The following is a 17,149-nucleotide window of genomic DNA, read 5'->3' as shown; positions in this document are numbered from 1 at the left end:
TTTAACCACCACTACAGGTTCTGTTATTAATATCGCCTGTGATTAGGATATTTTGTATTGATTTTGTTAAATTTACCTCCAAATAGATTTTTGTATAGTATGAAAGCACTTTTTACTAATACTGCTTTGGTGTTGTTGGGTTTAGGCACATTGCTGAGCAGCTGCAGTAAACGTCAGCAATCGCAAAAGACGGGCCTTACCTATAACGACCGTACAAACGGCGGTTATTTGCGTTTTAAACAAGCGCATCCAACCCCGGGACCTGGCCTGGTTCCTATTGAAGGCGGCACTTTTGTACTTGGCGGCAGTGCCGATCAGGATGTTACTTACGATTACAATAACGTACGGCGCAGGGTTACTGTACCATCTTTTTATATGGACGAAACCGAGGTAAGCAACCAGGATTGGCTGGATTACCTGCACTGGATAAATATTACCTTTCCTGAAGATGGCGAACTGTATTACAATGCTTTGCCTGATACGTTGGTATGGCGTAAACCGCTATCCTATAACGAGCCCTATGTAGATAACTACCTGCGTCACCCGGCTTTCCAAGATTATCCGGTTGTGGGTGTAAGCTGGGACCAGGCACAGGACTACTGCGTATGGCGTACCGACCGTACCAACGAGAATATACTGCGTGAAAAAGGCATCATGACCACCTGGAAAGATGCAACTAAAGGCGGTGGAGCAGGAGCTGGCGGCGGCCAGACACGTAACGCCCAAGGAGCGGCAACTGCAGGTACTACTGCGCAAGCTAACGGTAAGCAACCATTTAATACAGATATTTACCTGAACGGACAGATAACAGGTGCAGGAGTTGACGGCAAGAACAGGCCGGTTGACCTGAGCAAAGGCGGCAAGGCACGCAGGCCGGTACGTATGGAAGATGGTATACTAAAACAAGGGTACCGTTTGCCATCTGAAGCCGAGTGGGAATACGCTGCGCTGTCATTAGCCGGTAATACCGAATTTGAAAACATAAACGACGGCAAGGTTTACCCATGGAACGGCCTTGGCGTACGTTCTCCAAACCGCAAAACCCGTGGTTTGATACTGGCCAACTTTAAACGAGGCGCAGGCGACAACGCTGGTGTTGGCGGCGGACTAAACGACAAGGCGGATATTACCGCGCCTGTACGTTCTTACGAGCCTAACGATTTTGGCCTGTACAACATGGCCGGTAACGTAAACGAGTGGGTGGCCGACACCTATCGCCAAACATCGTTTGAAGAGGTGGAAGATTTTAACCCTTTCCGTGGTAACGAGTTCACCACCAAGCGCCTAGCCGACCCAACGAAGGGTTTGTATGCAAAAGATAAATATGGTCGCCCTATTAAAGACCCTGCAAGATCAAACAAAAAGCTGAAGTACAGCGATATGATAGCACAGCAGAACGCGGCTAACAATGCAGCGGCTGCCGGTACCATACCGTCAACAGGCGCAACGCAGCCTGCAGGTAACAATGCACCAACTACACCAAACACTATCAAATACAGCGGCAGGGCTTATAACCCGGATTTTCGTGGCGAGAACGACTCGGTTAACACTGTGCTTTATGGCACCACTACTTTGGTGAACGACCATTCGAAGATATTCAAAGGCGGATCATGGAATGACCTGGCCTACTGGATGAACCCGGCGGCACGCCGCTTTATGGACGAGGATGAATCAAGTGCCGAAGTTGGTTTCCGTTGTGCCATGACCATGGTAGGTGCCCCGGAGATACACCCTGAAGGCAAGCCTCACCTGCCTGTTAAAAAAGCCAGAAAATACAGCGCGAAACAATAACGCGATATACGATAATCAAAAGCCGCTCTAACCAAGAGCGGCTTTTTTTGTGCTGCATGTTTTTGCGGATGTGCTAAATCCCAACTGTATCACAAACTCCAAATTGCCCAAAAAGTGTAACACCCCTCCATAAACTGTAGCTTGAGTTTTGTTTAAGTGACTGTCTTACAGATAAAGGAGTGTTTTTTGGATGGAAAAGTGTATCAGGTGTAACACCTTCTTGTGATACAGAAAGGCTAACCCAATAGCAAGTGCCCGAAAGCTTGGGCGTTTTCGAGCAACGAAGGCACTTACTAAGCGGTTGTGGCTGTAACTTGTTAATATTCAAGCAAGTGTTAACAAATAAATCATAGGATATTTACGTTTATAAAATAGTTAATCGCTTATTTTTATAGACCCATAAAAGGTCAGGCAGAGAAATTCACTAAACAATTTTATATGACCTGGAGAAAATTCAGCGGGGAGGTGATCCAAACACCCATCTTAGAAGAGGTTGAGCACGCTATAGAGCGGGAAACCAACCTGGGTAACAAACTTAAAGTATGTATCGGGACAGATTCGCAGGTAAAGGGCGCGGTAACAGACTTCGCTACGGTGATCGTGTTCCTGCGCGAGCAACGGGGTGCGTTCATGTTCATACACCAGGAGCGTACATCGCAGAAGATGAGCATCAAAGAGCGTATGCTGTACGAGGTGCAGAAATCTATTGATATAGCCTACAAACTATGCGACCTGCTGGACCTCTACGATGTTGGTCTGGAAGTTCATGCAGATATTAACACCAACCCAATGTTCAAGAGCAATCAGGCTTTGCACGAGGCAATGGGATACATCTTGAGTATGGGTTTCGTGTTCAAGGCAAAGCCAGAGGCGTTTGCGAGTTCTTGCTGTGCTAATAAAATGGTGCAGTAAATAGCAGCTAAAGGGGGCAGTTTGCGGATTGACAATTGCCTTGCAAAACAAATTAGTGGATTTGCTAACTTGCAGTTCCAACAGCAGTAGTTGTTAGCATTAACCTCTGATAAGCATGTCACCTTTAATAGAAATCACCGATCCGAAGATATTTGATCCTTCAGTAATAATTGTAGATGTACGCGCCGGCGCGAATGCGCGGGAACGCTATTTCCAAGGCCATTTACCGAATGCTATTTTCGCCACGCTTGATGATGATCTTGCGGCGCATCCTGATGCCCCGGCCGTTGGTGGACGGCACCCGTTGCCATCGCTGCAGGACTTTGCTGAGACGCTCACTCGCTGGGGTTTAACACCTGATACGCATGTAATAGTTTATGATGATAAAAGTGCCGCAATGGGCGGCGCACGCCTTTGGTGGATGCTGCGGTCCATAGGGCACACTAACGTACAGGTGCTGGATGGCGGCCTTAAAGCAGCTACTGACGCAGGTGTAGAACTTAGCACAGCCGATTACCAGCCTACAGCTGCTGCGGTCACTTACCCTATCCCGGAAGAGTACAAGCACACGGTGGATCTGGAGGAGGTTAAACAAGCAGCACAAGACGAGGGCAGAGTTGTAATAGATGTGCGTGAAGGTGCCCGTTACCAGGGCTTAACCGAGCCACTTGACCTTGTTGCAGGGCATATACCCGGTGCAGTCAATTTGTTTTATAGCAACAGCCTTTCGCCGGAGGGCAAGTATCTTACCTCGCAGGCATTAGCAAGTTTGTATAAAGACACCATTGGCGACATTAAGCCGGAGAATGTAATTGTGCACTGCGGGTCGGGTGTTACGGCCTGCCACACACTGTTGGGAATGGAACACGCGGGCATTACCGGCCCTAAACTGTATGTTGGATCCTGGAGTGAATGGAGCAGGCGCGGACTTCCAATTGCCACGCAATAGTAATTAATAGCTGTAAACCAAACTGCTGTAACGCATTGCACGTATTACAGGTATGAAAACCTATTTCTTAAAGTTCACACAGAATTTGCCGATAACCCTGGATGAGGCCTGGGATTTTTTCTCCTCGCCGCATAATCTTGCCCGTATAACGCCTCCACAGATGAACTTTATAGTTACATCTACTTATAACGGCGACGCTAAAATGTACCCGGGCATGATCATCACCTATAAGGTATCACCATTGTTTGGTATACAGATGAACTGGATGACTGAGATTACCCACGTGCAGGACAAAGTATACTTCGTTGACGAACAGCGCTTTGGACCTTACGCTTTATGGCATCACCAGCATCACTTTAAAGAAATACCCGGCGGGGTGGAGATGACAGACCTGCTGCATTATGCTATACCTTACGGACCTATAGGCCGCATCACCAATAAGATACTGGTTGGTAAGCAGGTTAAGAAGGTGTTTGAGTTCCGGACGAAAGCTGTAGAAGAGATATTTGGCAAGTACACCGGCAAGTAGCCCGGTGTTCAAAAGTGTTCAGCTTTTTTTGTGCCGATGTATTTTAAACGCAAGTTGAACACCCCGTCAGAAAACGTTAAAACCTGCGCTAATAGCAGCTAAAAGGCCGTTTTTGCCCCGATTTAATTGCAGGTACCTTCAAAAACCACACTTAAAAACATGGTAAAAACAACTTAAATTTGGAAAGTGGTTTTTTATTACAGGTGAATTTCCAGATTTTCAGGGCATAAAAAGGCCGTCTTTTTGGGACGGCCTTGTTGTTATATCAAGTGTTTTAATTGTATCAATTCCTTCTCATCGAGGTAGCGCCAGCGGCCACGCGGAAGATCCTTTTTGGTAAGGTTCGCATATACCGATCTGTCCAGCTTTACTACTTCGTAACCTAGGCTTTCGAATATGCGGCGTACAATGCGGTTTTTGCCGCTGTGTATCTGTATGCCTACTTCGCGCTTTGTACCACCGGTAACATAGCTGATACTATCAGGTTTAATAAAACCATCCTCCAGCTCCAGCCCGAACTCTATTTTGTTCAGGTCGCCTTGTGTAAGGCTCTTGTTAAGCTCTACATTATAAAGCTTAACAATATTATTGCGCGGGTGCGATAACTTATCGGCCAGGTCGCCATCGTTGGTCATCAGCAATAAACCGGTTGTATTACGGTCAAGGCGGCCAACAGGGTATATTCTTTCCCTGCTTGCTTTCTCTACCAGGTGCATTACCGTACGGCGTTCCTGCGGGTCTTCGGTTGTAGTAATGTAATCCTTTGGTTTGTTCAGCAGTACGTACACCATTTTTTCGCGTTTAAGCGCTTCGCCGTTGTACCGTACCAGGTCCTTTATAGGGTCAACCTTGTAACCAAGTTCGTTCACTACCTCGCCGTTTACAGATATTACGCCTGCCTGTATCAACTCATCAGCTTTACGGCGGCTGCAAATGCCAGCGTTGGCAATGTAGCGGTTTAGTCTTATCAGGTCACTTTCTTTCTGTACAGGGTTCTTACGGCTGCGCATGGTGCGTTTAGGCGCGTCTGCCTCGCTACGGTTCTCATCGCGGCGTTTAAATCCCGATGTTGTACTCCTGAAGTCTTTTTTACCGGTACTGTTGGCGTAACCTGTTCCTGTACGTGGTTTACCTTCGCCGGTAGGGCGATCGCCGCTAAAGCTGCGCTTTGGCCTGTCGGTATTGGTTTGTCCGCTTACAAAAGGCTTTTTACCGCCATACGGCTTCCTGTCGCCAGAAGCTGCGTCGCCATAACCTCTTCTGCCGCCTTTTTCGTTGCTATCTCCTTCGGTACGGTTGCCAAAAGGTTTAGCCGACGGGTTAAATGGCTTTTTATCACCGTATGATGGTGCACCTGTTCCGCGGCGCGCGTTATCGCCATATGATGATGCACCTGCATTACGCTTCGGCTTGTCTCCGTAAGAAGGTGCACTTGGGCTCCGGCGCGGTTTATCACCAAAAGATGGCGCGTTACCACTCCTGTTAGGCCTATCGCCTTCTGGTTGGTTGTTACCTGTAAATGATCTGTTATTTGAGGGCTTGCGGCCCGGAGAGAATTCTTTTTTGTCGCCTGCGGCTCGGCTGCCATAAGGTTTGCCGGGTGCAGATGAACTGCGTTTTGATGTGTTGTCGCCACCGTCTGTACGGCGGGTTGATCTGTTTGGCTTGTCGTCGCGACTACCTGTTGGTCTCTTAAATACCATGTTTTTTTGTTTAGCGCTTTCGCAGCGTGAAGAGGACAAAATTACAACATTTTACGCTACTTTTTGTTAAAAAGAACAAGTTTTTGATGCGGTTCAAAAACAGGCTTTACAGTACTTTAAACGCACATTTTTTGCCTTAGTGTACAAAGCTGAAACACTAAGTATCTATTAAGTATTTGATAATCTGATTTCTATACCATACCTTTGCGGCACATTGTACCATTGTTTAATTAAAATAAGTTATTTGAAATGGGTAAAAAACATCTAGTTACGTGCTCCGTAATAGTGGTGCTGGTTATCATTTCCACACTTAACATTTTCAGTACAAATCCTGTACTTCCTGCAAAAACTACTCCAAAATTTATCGAGGCTACTACTGCCGATCTGCTGTTTCTAAAAACAGAAAAAGCTGAGGATAATTTCAATTTTGCGAATGAGGCATTGCCGGTTAACGACAAAAGAGTCGACTACAAATTAAAAAAATCAATAGCTACCCACCGGTTCCGGAATGTTCAGTCTAACATCTTGCATTCCAAGGCCGACAAGTTATTCCCTGTTATTGAGCCTATACTTAGAGCCTACGGTATTCCCGAAGATTTTAAGTTTGTTCCGTTGGTAGAGTCGGGCCTTCGCGAAGGCACATCACCAAAAGGCGCAAGGGGCATTTGGCAATTTATGCCAGGTACTGCACGCAGCTACGGCCTTAAGGTAAACCGTGGTAAGGATGAACGGCTTAACATCCGTAAGTCTACCATTGCGGCGTGTAAGTACATAAAAGAACTGTATGCCGAATTTAACAGCTGGACACTTGCCGCTGCGGCTTACAACAATGGTTCTATTAAGTTAGAGCGCGCCATAAACAGGCAAAAGGAAGATAATTACTTCCGGATGTCTCTTAACCGCGAAACAGGCTCGTACGTATACAAGCTTATAGCGATGAAGGAGATCATCAACAGGCCAAAGAAATACGGCTATAATAATTATTATAGCTATCTGCAAAAGCCACTGCCAATGTTAACGGCAGTAAACTAAGTAATTAAATATTACGGAGCACATTTGAAACAGACCGTTTCGCTGCAGGGCGAAACGGTTTTTTTGTGCCGTTTTAATTTTTGCGGAGTAGTATATTTGTTTACCCTCCCGGCGCTGCCGGCTGTAAACCAAAAAACCTATGCAGAACATCAGGATAGCTACCGCCCAGTTTGAAAACAGGAGCGGCGATAAAGCGTACAACCTTTCTGTAATAAAGCAACTAACTGCGGAAGCCGCTGCCGCCGGCGCGGATGCTATTGCTTTTCACGAATGCAGCATTACCGGCTACAGTTTTGCCAGGCACCTTACCGGGCAGGAGCTGCTGGAGGTTGCTGAAATGGTGCCCGACGGACCGGGCGTAGCAGAACTTACCCGTTACGCCGCAGAGTATAACATAGCCATACTGGCGGGACTGTTTGAACGCGATGCAGCGGGCGACATTTACAAGGCTTATGTATGTGTAGATAAGAACGGGCTGGTAGCAAAGCACCGCAAGTTGCACCCGTTCATAAATCCGCATGTAAAGCCCGGTAACAGTTATACAGTGTTTGAACTTTGCGGATGGAAGTGCGGTATATTGATATGCTACGACAATAACGTTATAGAAAACGTACGGGCTACGGCGCTGCTTGGGGCCGACATTATATTTATGCCACATGTTACAATGTGCACACCTTCCACACGGCCGGGTGCCGGTTTTGTTGATCCAGCCCTTTGGATTGACAAGGAGGCCAACAAAGATTTGTTGAAACAGGAGTTCAGAGGGCTGAAAGGCCGCGAGTGGTTAATGAAGTGGCTGCCTGCCCGGTCCTACGATAACGCTGTTTACGCAATATTCAGCAACCCTATAGGTATGGATGATGACCAGTTGAAGAATGGCTGCTCGATGATAATTGACCCATATGGCGATATCATAGCCGAATGTACCAGCCTAGACAACGAGATTGTAATAGCAGAAATAAGCGCCGATGCGTTAACTAAAGCTGGCGGTTACAGGTACCGCAAGGCAAGGCGGCCCCATCTTTACAGCGACATAATAGGGCAGCCGCATCAAAGCGAACAAAAAGTGGTATGGCTAACCAACTCAACTGAATAGCAGGCGAGACCATCGACAACAGCTGCGCTGCTTACTACTTTATCATCTCTGGTGTTGTTACAGCCCTGCTGTCCGCTGATCCATTTCCTCGGGCTCTGTAAGCAATGATGCCATAAGCCCCGAAACGCCCACTGCTACTAATGCATTGCGGGCCTGTTTGTTCCCCGAAAAGCCCAGCAACCAGGGAGATGCAATAGCAAACAAGCTTACGGAAAGATCTACCGCCAGATGTGCTTTAAATGGCAATATTTTATACAAACCCCATTCTGCCTTAGTTAAGGCAGAGTAAGCCAGTGCCCCACCGCCTAACAACCTGCTGAGTATAGCAGCATTTTTTTCTTTTTTATAAGATGCTAACTCCGGAAGAAAGGGTACCAGTGCAGCATATGCATAATCTATAGCGCCGTGCGCTTGTCTTGAAATTGGCTTTTCCATATCTATCTACAACATTCGTATTATTTATTTAGTTTAACTGAAATGATAATTTATATCCTAAAAATTATACACTTGTGCTAAATCAGGTACGAAATGGCGCGCATGTGTGCTCATCTTACTAATGCAGTTGACAATTAACATGTTTTTTAGTCTACATGTGTAAACTGTTGTTTTTCACAATGTTATTTAGTGTGACTGAAAGGGTACGGGTATACTTAAAATCGGGATGGTGTACTGAATGGATACGGTTTTGTCTGACAAGGTGCAAAACGATCTATTATGAAAAAATTTACTTTAGGATTAATGATGCTACTAGGTAGTATTGTTTCTTTACAAAGCTGTAAAGATGAAGAGAACGACGGCATGCGTATTAGCAGCCAGGAATTTACCACACAGGCTGCAAGCGGCAACATGCTGGAGATACAGGCCGGACAGCTTGCTTTAACGAAAGCTTCCAATGCAGAAGTTAAGCAGTATGGCCAGCACATGGTAACCGACCACACCAAAGCTACCGACGAACTCAAAGCTACAGCAGCTAAAAACAATATTACTGTACCTACACAGTTAACTGCCGCGCATCAGCAACAGCTAAATGCATTGGCCCCACTATCAGGCGCCGAGTTCGACAAAGCTTTTGCAGCTTTAATGGTACAATCGCACCAGGAGCAGGTTACTTTATTTGAAAAAGCCACTACCTACGCAGATATAGGCGATTTCAGGACCTTAGCTGCCGAAAAGCTGCCGACGTTAAAGGAGCATTTAACCGAAGCAACTACGCTTAATGCTACGGTAAACAAATAAAAAACACGGCTTTTAGTAGGTTGATGTAGAGAGGTTGCTTCAAATAAAAAGAAGCAGCCTCTCTTTATTCGTTGTATCATTATGCATCGGCTAACGTTAAACAAACCGCTGCCAGCAGTGTTCAAAAACTATGGAAAGTGTTACCCTTGTTTTCCCCCATCAGCTGTTTAAACATCATCCTGCAATTAGCAGCGCCCGCCCGGTTTACCTGGTAGAAGAGGCGTTGTTTTTCAACCTGTATTCTTTTCACAAAAAAAAACTGGTGCTGCACCGCGCATCTATGAAGTGTTACCAGGACGCGCTGGCTAACAGGGGGATAATGGTGAACTACATTGCTGCGGATGATGAACATTGCGATGTTCGGAAGCTGGTTCCCTGGTTAGCAGAACAAGGTGTTAAAACCATCCACTATGCTGCAACAGCAGACAATTGGCTGGAAAGGCGCCTAGCCAGGCAATGTGCCGGCAACAGCATTGAACTAGCCGAATACAAAAGCCCTGCGTGGTTAAACAGCCGGGCAGATGTTGATGAGTTTTTTGATAAGCAGAAAACGTATTTCCAAACAGATTTTTATGTAAACCAGCGAAAACAGCGGAACATACTGTTGGAAGATAATAACAAACCACTTGGCGGAAAATGGACCTATGACAGCGATAACCGCAAGCGTTTCCCAAAAACGGGAGTGGTGCCGCTGCTGGATACACCGGCCAGTAACGACTATGTTAAAGAAGCTGCAGAAAGGGTAAATAAAAGCTACCCGGATAACCCCGGTACAACAGCATCTCCTTTTGGGAACCTTGGTGGTTTTTACCCCGTGGATCATGAACAGGCTGAAAAGTGGCTGACGGATTTTATGGACCAGCGCTTGTATAACTTTGGCATTTACGAAGACGCTATGGTTACGGGTGAAAGCTTCCTGTACCACTCTGTGCTATCGCCTTTGTTAAATACGGGGTTACTTACCCCAAACCAGGTGATTGATAAAGCCCTGCAAACGGCAAGCGAGCAGGAGATACCGTTGAACTCGCTTGAAGGGTTTATCAGGCAGATTATGGGGTGGAGGGAGTTTATACACCAAGTGTACGAACGCGAGCACGTAAAGCAGCGTACTACAAATTACTGGGGCTTTAGCCGTAAAATTCCTTACCAGTTCTGGACAGGTAACACCGGCATTGCTCCAGTTGATAATGTTATAAAACGCGTGCTGAACACCGGCTACTCGCACCATATAGAACGTTTGATGGTGATGGGCAACTTTATGCTGCTATGCGAGTTTGATCCCGACGAGGTGTACCGCTGGTTTATGGAAATGTATATAGACGCCTACGACTGGGTAATGGTGCCCAACACCTACGGGATGACGCAATTCTCTGATGGAGGGCTGATGATGACCAAGCCTTACATCAGCGGAAGTAATTACCTGTTAAAAATGGGCGATTGGCCAAAAGGTGAGTGGCAGGAGACATGGGATGGCCTCTTCTGGCGGTTTATGCATGTACACCGAAAATTCTTTATGAGCAATCCGCGTTTAGGTATGCTAGTCAAGACTTTTGACAAGATGCCCGACAACAAACGCGAACAGCATTTGGCTAATGCCGAAAAATTCCTGAACGTGCTTGATGAATGGAATGCTGCTTAACCGCCCGGAAATACTGTGGCTGTACTTTCAAAACATTTTGAAATTTACGGAACATAGGTTATATTTGTAAATGCAGTTACCTGAAGCTAAAGGAAAATTTATAGAGGCCTGGGGCAAACTAGGCTCCGAATGGGGCATTAACCGCACAATGGCGCAGGTACACGCGCTGCTGCTGGTTACCCCGGCTGAGCTTACCACCGAGGAGATAATGGAAGAACTGAAGATATCCCGCGGTAATGCCAACATGACCCTGCGCGATTTGATCAGTTGGGGCCTGGTAGAAAAGCGCCACAAAGCCGGCGAGCGCAAAGAGTACTTTTATGCTGACAAAGACACCTGGAACATTGCACGCCAGGTAGCTAAAGAACGCCGCAAACGCGAGCTTGACCCTATAATAAAACTGTTGAACGAACTAACCAAAGTTGAGGGCGACAGCAATGATCCTGCGTTTAAAACCTTCAACCAGTCGGTAACCGACATTAATAAGCTTGCGAAAAATGTAGACAAAACATTAGAGACCATGCTTAAAGCGGACGAGAACTGGTTCTGGAAGTCTATCTTCAAGATTTTCAAGTAAGCTGCTGATCCCGTCGGGACTGTTGCAATTGGTTATTACACAATTTTAATTGTTAATTCCAGTTTAATTTTATGTAAATTTAAACTACCAATTGTAAACGCCAATGTTTCGGCTTCCCAGGCATATTGTCTTTTGTTTCCTGATCCTCAGCCTGGCTTACAGAAATGCCAGGGCTGATAACCAGCGCATTTGCTTTGAGTTTTACAATGGTACCTTCAACAGCGAAATAGATAAAGCCCTGTTGGTTAAGGTACCGCAGGTGCTATCGCAGCAATCGGTAAAATCATTTTACAACCAGCTGAATGCCGGTAATTACAAACCCCTGGTTGATTCGTTAACCGCATATAAAACCAGGAACGAATTAAATGATTGGTTGTACTATCAGCTTGTACGCAAAACCGCCGAGCAGCTAAGCCCCAAAGCCGACAACTATGCCCGGTATACCTTATATAAGTGGTTCTTAATGACCCATTCGGGTTACGATGCCAGGGTGGCACTTACTACGGATAAGATTATCTTCTACGTACTAAACGACGAGGACATCACAGATATACCTTCTTTTAATGTTGACGGGGAAAAGTATATGTGCCTTAACTATCATGATTATGCCAAGGCAGACATTAACCAGGATCCGCCGGTACCTATACCCGTGAAGGTTGCTGGTGCCACTAAATCTTTCTCCTACAAGGTTACCCGCATGCCTGATTTTAGTCCGGAAAGTTACGAGGAAAGGGAGCTGCAATTCACTTATAAGCACAAAGCATACTACTTCAACATAAAGCTTAACCCGGAAGTCGGTAAGATTTTTATGAACTACCCGGGAGTAGATTTCGAAACTTATTTTAACATACCGGTAAGCAAGGTAACCTATAGCTCGCTGATACCACTCCTGCGGAAAAACATATCGGAAATGAGTGCTGTAAAAGGCGTAGACTACCTGATGCACTTCACCCGATACGCATTTTTATACGAGAACGACGAAGAAAACTATGGACATGAAAAGCGCCTTTCGCCCGAGCAGACGCTTTCCTCAAAATACAGCGATTGCGACGATCGCGCAGCATTATTCTTTTATCTCGTAAAAGAAATTTACAACCTGCCCATGATAGCCATGCTTTATCCTACGCACATTACCATGGCGGTTGAATTTAACAAGCCGGTTGGAGAACCCATAGTCTACAAAGGTAAAACCTACTCCGTTTGTGAGCCCACACCACAGCGTAAGGATCTGGCAATAGGCCAGCTTTCTTCTAAACTTAAAAACGAGGCGTACAAAGTAGTTTACGAATACACACCTACCGGTCAGTAGGTGTTAATTATTGAGGTTAAACAGTGTAGGATCATCTGATATAACGCCATCCACTTTAAGGGCTTTAAGCGCCTCTATCTCTTCTTTAGTATTTACTGTCCAGGGTAGTACTTTAATATTCTTATCGTGGCATTGCTTTACCAGGTCTGCATTTACCAGTTTATAAGCCGGGCTGTAAATAAACGGGGTGTAGCCCAGATCGGCTATATTCATCTCAACGCTGTTCTTATTAGCAATAAGGTAGGATGTGCGCACTTTAGGGTAGCGGGCGTGAATAATCTGCAGCGTACGTTTGTCAAATGATTGAATAATTACGTACGGCGTTATTCTCTTTTGCTCAATCACATTCATCAGCAACTTTACAAATTCTTCCGGTGCAGGGTTGTAGATGTTGTCGCCTGCGGGAGAGCACTTTGTCTCGATGTTATAGAATACCTGCTTCTTGTGATTAGCCTTTAAATAGGTTTGTACCGAATCGATGACATCCCCAAGCCTGGGAATATAGGTCTTAACCTTTTTCTGCTTGGGAAAATTGCTGTACAATTTAGAACCCACATCATATTTGCTCAAATCAGCATAATTCATCTTGTAAAGCACCAGCGATTTGGCTTGCTCGGGAGTAATTTCCTTACCGTTCGGGTCCAGTGTGAACAGCGGGTTGATGAACTCGTCGTGTGACAGCACCACTTCGTTATCAGCAGTAATGTGAGTGTCCATCTCCAGGCCTGTTACACCAAGGTCTATCGCGTTTTTCATGGCGGCAATAGTGTTTTCGGGCATGAGCGATCTGCCGCCACGGTGAGCCTCTGTATCAAACGCCGGAAACTCCGCGGGTTGCGTAAATAAGCTGTTGCTGATGTTAAATCCTGATAATGCGATCAGCGTTAATCCTGCGATAAGATAAATTTTCCTGTTTTTCATTCGGCATGTTGTGTTCGCCAAATTTATAGCCGTAATGTTAGCGCAGTATTAACAATAAGTACTGATGCAATTATTTACAAGTATCACTTATCATAAGTGTATGTCGTAGTAGATCAGGCACCCATTAACAAGTCCTGGCATTGCCTGGCTATTTCCAGTTCTTCATTGGTAGGGATCACGAGTACCCTTGTTTTTGCCTGGAAGGCAGTAATGTCGCGAATACCGCTTTCTCTTAATTCATTTTTAGCGATATCTATACCGATGCCCAGGTATTCCATATCTCGGCATACCAGTTCTCGTGCGAGCGCATCATTTTCGCCAACGCCTGCTGTAAACACTATTGCATCCAGCCCGTTAAGAACGGCGGCGTAAGCGCCAATGAATTTTTTGATGCGATAGGCGTACATGTCATAAGCCAGCTTAGCCTCAACAATGCCCTGTCGGTAAAGTGCGCTTATATCGCGCATGTCGTTGTGGCCGGTTAAACCAAGCATACCGCTTTGCTTGTTTAGGAGGTTTTTCAACTGCTCCGTAGTGTAGTTGTTTTGTTCGGTAAGGTATAACAGTACAGATGCATCTATACTACCGCTGCGTGTACCCATAATAAGGCCGTCTAACGGCGTAAGCCCCATACTGGTGTCAATACATCTACCAGCGTTTACCGCCGCCATGCTGCAGCCGTTGCCCAGGTGTATAGTAATTACTTTCGCGTCCGGCTTGCTTAGGTAGTGTGCTGCCTCCCGGCTAACATATTGATGACTGATCCCGTGAAAGCCATACACCCTTATGCCAAGCTCATGATAAAGCGTGTTAGGTATAGCATAACGAAATGCCTTCTCAGGAAGGGTTTGATGAAATGCGGTATCAAACACCGCCACTTGCGTAGCCTCTGGGAAAGTTTTTTCTGCTACCTTAATGCCTTCGTAATGGCCTGGATTATGCAGCGGTGCCATCGGAAACAAGGCCTGTATCCTGTCTTTCACTTCGGGGGTTATAACCGTTGTGTGCGTTAATGTTTCTCCGCCATGCACAATACGGTGGCCAACAACGTTGATGTCCTCTGCGCTTTGTACAACGGCAATGTCCGCTCTTGTTAATAGCTCTGCTACAGCCAGCATGCCTGCTTCATGGTCTGCAATTGGCTGCTCTATACGGATAACATCTTCCTTGTTATTACGGTGGTATTTATGAGTTATCTGCGCGTCACTATGGCCTATGCGTTCCACAAGGCCGCTGCAAAGCGGTGTAGCTGATCCCTGTATGAAGAGCTGGTATTTAATAGAGCTGCTGCCCGAGTTAATCACAAAAATATTCATGTGCAAGAGTATAGTTAGCTATCCTGGCTTTGGATAGCAGTAATAATAACTGTATTGAAAACGTCGTCTACTGTGCAGCCACGGCTAAGGTCATTTACAGGTTTATTAAGGCCTTGCAGCATCGGCCCTATGGCCAATGCGCCGGTTTCGCGCTGTACCGCCTTGTAAGTGTTATTGCCCGTGTTCAGATCAGGGAAGATGAGTACACTTGCTTGCCCGGCCACTTCTGAACCGGGAAGTTTTTGACGACCTACTACAGGATCAACGGCTGCATCATATTGTATCGGTCCTTCAACCTTCAGGTCCGGTCGTTTCTCTCGTACGAGTTGTGTAGCCCTCCTTACCTTTTCTACGTCCTCACCCGAGCCGGACGTGCCCGAAGAATAAGAAAGCAAAGCAACCCGCGGCTCGATACCAAACCGGGAACTATTATCTGCCGACGAAATGGCTATTTCTGCAAGTTCCTCTGCGGTGGGGTCGGGGTTTACTGCACAGTCGCCAAATACCGATACCCTATCTGCCAGGCACATAAAGAATATAGAAGATACTGTAGAAATACCCGGTTTGGTTTTGATGAACTGCAGCGCGGGCCGTATGGTGTGCTGCGTAGTGTGTACAGCACCTGATACCATCCCATCAGCATGGCCTTTATAAACCATCATGGTACCAAAGTAAGATACATCCGTCATCAGGTCCCGCGCCATTTCCAACGTAACGTTCTTGCTTTTGCGAAGCTCATACAACGTTTGCACATAGTCGTCGTAAAAGGTGGAGTTAGCAGGAGATATTATGTTGACCTGGCTGAGGTCTACATCTATACCCAGTCGCTTTACGGATGCAGCTATTTCACCCGGATCGCCCAGCAAGGTGATATTTACCAATTGCTGGGAGATTAACCTTGCAGTGGCTTGCAGAATACGGTCATCATTACCCTCTGGTAAAACGATGTTCTTACGCTGTCTCTTTGCCCATTGTGTAAGCTGGTACTGGAACATGTGGGGTGTCATCGCGTCAGAGTGGAAAGTCACCAGCATTTTTTCCAGCGAAGGAACATCTACATACTTGTTAAATGTTTCTATGGCAAGCTGTATCTTCTTAGAATTATCAGGCGTTATACGCGCCTTAACAGATGCGATGTTGTTGGTGGTCTCGAAAGTGCCGGAGTCCACGGTAAGTATCGGCACAACATTCTGCAACCCTTCTATCAGGCGCATCACCGGCTCTTCGGGTATGCTGCCGGCTGTAAGTACAATACCTGCAACCCTTGGGTAACTTGCAGACAAGTTAGCCTGCAGCGAACTTATAATAATATCGCCGCGATCGCCCGGCGTCACAATCAGTACGTTCTCCTTTAAATAATTTAAAAAGTTTGGCACCTGCATGGCACCGGTTACAAAGTGATCTACCTGGTTGGCAAGATGTTCCCGGCCAAATAGTAAACGTCCGTTCAAACATTCAAAAATGTCGTTTACCGTGGGGTTTTCAAGTGTCTGCTCCGCAGGGATAACAGAAACCAAGATGTTCTCTGGCAGTTGCGCCACAAGCAATTGCTTCACATCAGCTGTTTGGGCAGATTGCACCCTGTTGGCCACCACGGCAAGCACTTGTATATCGTGCGACTGATAGGCTCTCCAAAAATTGAGTGTGTCCTGTACAATCTCGGCCGTGGTTTTATTATCGCCCGATACCAGCAGTAAAACCGGTGCATTCAGGTTTTTGGCAATTAACCTGTTGGTTTCAAACTCAAATGCTGTAGCCGGCCCAGCAAAATCGCTGCCTTCTACAACGGTGTAGTCATAAGCAGCTTCAAGGCTTTTAAACCTGCTGATGATCGCGTCCAGCATATCGCCTTGCCGCCCATCCTTCAGGTGTTGCATTGCATCTTGCCTGGTAAAAGCATAAGTATCTGCATATGCCTGCGGTAGTTGAAAGTGAGATAGAATAGTTTGAATATGGCTGTCCGGCTGTTCTTGCGGAGCAAGCGGTATTATAGGTTTAAAGTAACCTATTTTTTGTGCCCTACCCAGCAGCATGGCTACCAGCCCAAGTGCAATAACTGACTTACCACTGTAGGGTTCGGCAGAGGCTATATAAATGCTTTTAGTCAAAGTAATATTGTATAGTTTCCGGCAAAGGTAA

At 46.2% G+C, this 17,149-nt stretch carries 15 protein-coding genes; 10 read left to right on the top strand and 5 right to left on the bottom strand.

Features of this window, described 5'->3' with window-relative positions; all coding sequences use genetic code 11:
* The first annotated feature begins 99 nt into the window (after window positions 1-99).
* From DYU05_RS17800 to DYU05_RS17785, 4 genes are all read left to right on the top strand, one after another.
* Window positions 100-1,791: an SUMF1/EgtB/PvdO family nonheme iron enzyme gene (locus DYU05_RS17800; protein ID WP_117384501.1), complete on the top strand. Its 1,692-nt coding sequence runs from the start codon at window positions 100-102 to the stop codon at window positions 1,789-1,791.
* A 438-nt stretch (window positions 1,792-2,229) separates the two neighbouring features.
* Complete coding sequence (locus tag DYU05_RS17795) at window positions 2,230-2,703, top strand: ribonuclease H-like YkuK family protein (RefSeq protein WP_117384500.1); 474 nt, start codon at window positions 2,230-2,232, stop codon at window positions 2,701-2,703.
* Between the two features lie 115 nt (window positions 2,704-2,818).
* On the top strand, window positions 2,819-3,652 hold the full coding sequence (locus tag DYU05_RS17790; RefSeq protein WP_117384499.1) for a sulfurtransferase: 834 nt from the start codon (window positions 2,819-2,821) through the stop codon (window positions 3,650-3,652).
* Between the two features lie 52 nt (window positions 3,653-3,704).
* Window positions 3,705-4,181 (top strand): SRPBCC family protein, encoded by a 477-nt coding sequence (locus DYU05_RS17785; RefSeq protein WP_117384498.1) that lies wholly within the window; start codon window positions 3,705-3,707, stop codon window positions 4,179-4,181.
* Between the two features lie 260 nt (window positions 4,182-4,441).
* On the opposite strand, the gene DYU05_RS17780 is transcribed toward DYU05_RS17785, so the two are convergent.
* Window positions 4,442-5,884 (bottom strand): pseudouridine synthase, encoded by a 1,443-nt coding sequence (locus DYU05_RS17780; protein WP_117384497.1) that lies wholly within the window; start codon window positions 5,882-5,884, stop codon window positions 4,442-4,444.
* A gap of 249 nt (window positions 5,885-6,133) precedes the next feature.
* Between DYU05_RS17780 and DYU05_RS17775 the strand changes: the two genes are divergently transcribed.
* Both DYU05_RS17775 and DYU05_RS17770 read left to right on the top strand, forming a co-directional pair.
* The gene (locus tag DYU05_RS17775; RefSeq protein WP_117384496.1) at window positions 6,134-6,916 is read left to right on the top strand and encodes a lytic transglycosylase domain-containing protein; all 783 of its coding nucleotides are present in this window, start codon (window positions 6,134-6,136) and stop codon (window positions 6,914-6,916) included.
* Window positions 6,917-7,055: 139 nt separating this feature from the next.
* On the top strand, window positions 7,056-8,012 hold the full coding sequence (locus DYU05_RS17770) for a nitrilase family protein (RefSeq protein ID WP_117384495.1): 957 nt from the start codon (window positions 7,056-7,058) through the stop codon (window positions 8,010-8,012).
* Window positions 8,013-8,069: 57 nt separating this feature from the next.
* On the opposite strand, the gene DYU05_RS17765 is transcribed toward DYU05_RS17770, so the two are convergent.
* Window positions 8,070-8,447: a hypothetical protein gene (locus DYU05_RS17765; protein WP_117384494.1), complete on the bottom strand. Its 378-nt coding sequence runs from the start codon at window positions 8,445-8,447 to the stop codon at window positions 8,070-8,072.
* A gap of 279 nt (window positions 8,448-8,726) precedes the next feature.
* On the opposite strand from DYU05_RS17765, the gene DYU05_RS17760 reads away from it, so the two are divergent.
* The 4 genes from DYU05_RS17760 (at window position 8,727) to DYU05_RS17745 (ending at window position 12,773) form a co-directional block, all read left to right on the top strand.
* Window positions 8,727-9,248 (top strand): DUF4142 domain-containing protein, encoded by a 522-nt coding sequence (locus DYU05_RS17760; RefSeq protein WP_117384493.1) that lies wholly within the window; start codon window positions 8,727-8,729, stop codon window positions 9,246-9,248.
* Window positions 9,249-9,378: 130 nt separating this feature from the next.
* Window positions 9,379-10,887 (top strand): cryptochrome/photolyase family protein, encoded by a 1,509-nt coding sequence (locus DYU05_RS17755; protein WP_117384492.1) that lies wholly within the window; start codon window positions 9,379-9,381, stop codon window positions 10,885-10,887.
* Between the two features lie 70 nt (window positions 10,888-10,957).
* Window positions 10,958-11,464: a GbsR/MarR family transcriptional regulator gene (locus tag DYU05_RS17750; RefSeq protein ID WP_117384491.1), complete on the top strand. Its 507-nt coding sequence runs from the start codon at window positions 10,958-10,960 to the stop codon at window positions 11,462-11,464.
* A gap of 103 nt (window positions 11,465-11,567) precedes the next feature.
* Complete coding sequence (locus DYU05_RS17745) at window positions 11,568-12,773, top strand: hypothetical protein (protein ID WP_235854050.1); 1,206 nt, start codon at window positions 11,568-11,570, stop codon at window positions 12,771-12,773.
* A gap of 3 nt (window positions 12,774-12,776) precedes the next feature.
* Here DYU05_RS17745 and DYU05_RS17740 read toward each other — a convergent pair whose 3' ends face one another.
* The 3 genes from DYU05_RS17740 to pta all read right to left on the bottom strand — a co-directional run bounded on the left by DYU05_RS17740 (window position 12,777) and on the right by pta (window position 17,118).
* Window positions 12,777-13,694 (bottom strand): glycerophosphodiester phosphodiesterase family protein, encoded by a 918-nt coding sequence (locus tag DYU05_RS17740; protein WP_117384490.1) that lies wholly within the window; start codon window positions 13,692-13,694, stop codon window positions 12,777-12,779.
* A 113-nt stretch (window positions 13,695-13,807) separates the two neighbouring features.
* Complete coding sequence (locus DYU05_RS17735; protein ID WP_117384489.1) at window positions 13,808-15,010, bottom strand: acetate/propionate family kinase; 1,203 nt, start codon at window positions 15,008-15,010, stop codon at window positions 13,808-13,810.
* 14 nt (window positions 15,011-15,024) lie between these two features.
* Window positions 15,025-17,118: a phosphate acetyltransferase gene (pta, locus tag DYU05_RS17730; protein WP_117384488.1), complete on the bottom strand. Its 2,094-nt coding sequence runs from the start codon at window positions 17,116-17,118 to the stop codon at window positions 15,025-15,027.
* Window positions 17,119-17,149: the final 31 nt, after the last annotated feature.

The sequence above is a fragment of the Mucilaginibacter terrenus genome (assembly GCF_003432065.1).
GTDB lineage: Bacteria > Bacteroidota > Bacteroidia > Sphingobacteriales > Sphingobacteriaceae > Mucilaginibacter > Mucilaginibacter terrenus.
This window is presented reverse-complemented; position numbering and strand designations above follow the sequence as displayed.